The following is a 2,514-nucleotide window of genomic DNA, read 5'->3' on the forward strand; positions in this document are numbered from 1 at the left end:
AGAGCCAATCGGTCGTCCGCGACAAATTTATACCGGACATCCGCTGCGCCCGTTCAAAACGTTTGAACAGCGCTAGTTAGCGATAATTATAAAAGGTAAAATGGTTGTGCGCGTTCACAACCATTTTTTTTGCGTGAAAATTAAAATTTACGGGTTTTCCGTAACCAACTAATTAAATTCTGTCGTAGTTTTAGCATTCGAAAATTTAGTGCTATTTTTGATAGCCTCTGAAAAACAGTATTTTAGTAAACCAAAACAATTTATCATGAAAAAACTATTAGCCATTATTCTTGTTTTATCCGCCGTTAATTTTCATGCGCAACAAATTTCCTTGACTGGGAATACGCCGCGCCAAAAGTCGATTAAATTTACAAATGCTTTGAATTTACCGCCAGGCGTTAATTTGAACGGAAATTCCTATTTGGATTTTTCAAAGGTTTCAAAAGTTCTATTAATGGATGCAGGAGCGCCAGCCTTACCTGTTTTCCGCGAATCTATTACCGTTCCAACAGCAAATCCAGTGACGTTCCAAGTGCTACCGGGCTCTTATGTCGAATATCAAAATATTGATGTTTTGCCTTCTAAAGGTAGCTTGAAACGAAATGTAAATCCAGCTGAGGTACAGTATCTATTTGGATCGGAATATGCCGAAAATAAATTTTATCCGGAGCAAATCGCTAGCGTATCAAATCCATTTTCATTTCGAAATCGATTTGGGGTTAATTTAAGTTTCACTCCTTTTCAATACAATCCCGTTACTAAAGTACTACGTGTTTATAACGAAATAAATCTAGTGGTTCAAACACCTGCGGATGTTAGTCCGACTCGCGAAGGAGATGCATTTCAGTCGCTCTATTCTGCCTTGTTTCTCGATGAAGCAGGTTACACGCCGGTTTCTGATTTAGGCGATTTACTGATCATTACACCGCCGAACTACCAAAATTTACTCACTAATTTTGTGAATTGGAAAAACGAAAGTGGAATCAAAACTACAGTCGTTACAACAGCGCAAACGGGAAGCACTCCAGAAAATATTAAGTCGTATGTCACTACTTTTTATGACTCTAATCCGGATTTAACGTACGTGTTACTTATTGGCGATCATCAAAATATACCGACATATTCGTACGGGACTAGTGGTGCCGACGAGCAGTTTTACAGCGATTCATACTACGGACAGTTAACAGCAGAGGATTTTTACCCGGAATTACTCGTTGGCCGATTATCGGGAACCACACAGCAAATGCCCCGCATCATTCAAAAAATTCTCAATTATGAAACCACACCTTTAGCAGGAACGTGGATGACAAATGCCATAGGAATTGCCTCCAATGAAGGTGCTGGTTACGGCGATGAAGGTGAAGCAGATTTTGAACACTTACGCGGAATTGGAGATAAATTACTGGAGTTTGGATACAATACCATTTACGAGTTTTATCAAGATTATCAAGAAGGTAACGACGCATTTGGAGATCCTACTCCAGAGATGATTTCTAATGCTATTAACGATGGTGTTGGCTTAATCAATTATACAGGCCACGGCGCAACGCAAATAATGTCGACCGGAAGTTATACCAATGCCGACGTTAATCAACTAAACAATGCCGGTAAATTTCCTTTTGTAGTTTCAGTTGCGTGTAACAACGGAACATTTGTGGGAGGAACTGCATTATGTGAATCGTTTCTCACAGCCGGTCAAGGATTGAATCCAACAGGAGCAATTGCCGCATGTGGGTCTTCTATTCTTATGGCTTGGGCCGAACCAATGCAAACTCAAGATGAAATCGCTGCACTAATTACAAGAGCTAACCCTACAAGTACTGCAACCACTTTAGGAGGTTTATTTTTTAATGGGCAACTTAGCATGCTAGAAACTTACGGAAACAGTCCAACTGCAATCGAGGTGATGCAAACCTGGATTATGTTTGGCGATCCTACAGTGGTATTTAGAAGCACAAGCTTTGATGAACTTGCGGCAACACACCCAGCAGAAGTTAGCCAAAGCGGACAAACGATTACCGTTAACTCGGCAAATAATGGTGCACGTGTCTTTTTAACTCAAAACAACGTTCAGGTAGCAACTGCTGTAATTGCTGAGGGCGGCGCAACGCTCGAAATACCAAATCTTACCAGCAACGATCCAATTAAGATAACACTAACCAAAGTAAACGCAAAACCTTATCGCAGCACCATAAACGTTTCGTCACCCTTATCGGTTGACGGTAACAGCTCCAAAAATGTGCAAGTATTTCCGAATCCGGTGCGAAATGTGCTAACAGTCAATTTATTTGAAGCGGAGAAAGCTGTGGTGAAGATTTTAGATTTGAACGGACGCGTAGTTCTTGAGCAATATTTTAGCAGTAATTCAGCCCAAATTGATATGTCGCAGCTTAGTAACGGTATGTATTTGGCAGTTGTTGAAACTTCAAACGGACGCGTAATTAAAAAGCTTTCAAAAGAGTAGAAGGAGTTCGAAATCGTTTTCGAAAACTTAACTATGCGGCAAACTAATAT

1 protein-coding gene is annotated in these 2,514 nt (G+C 40.4%); it reads left to right on the forward strand.

The window, feature by feature from the left end; all coding sequences use genetic code 11:
• The first annotated feature begins 265 nt into the window (after nt 1–265).
• Nucleotides 266–2,464: a C25 family cysteine peptidase gene (locus tag Q0064_RS04365; protein ID WP_298144853.1), complete on the forward strand. Its 2,199-nt coding sequence runs from the start codon at nt 266–268 to the stop codon at nt 2,462–2,464.
• Nucleotides 2,465–2,514: the final 50 nt, after the last annotated feature.

The organism is Flavobacterium sp., from assembly GCF_027490375.1.
Lineage (GTDB): Bacteria > Bacteroidota > Bacteroidia > Flavobacteriales > Flavobacteriaceae > Flavobacterium.

Excerpts from the sequence above, each read along its gene's own strand:
- Q0064_RS04365 (WP_298144853.1), top strand. The coding sequence starts at position 266 with ATGAAAAAACTATTAGCCATTATTCTTGTTTTATCCGCCGTTAATTTT.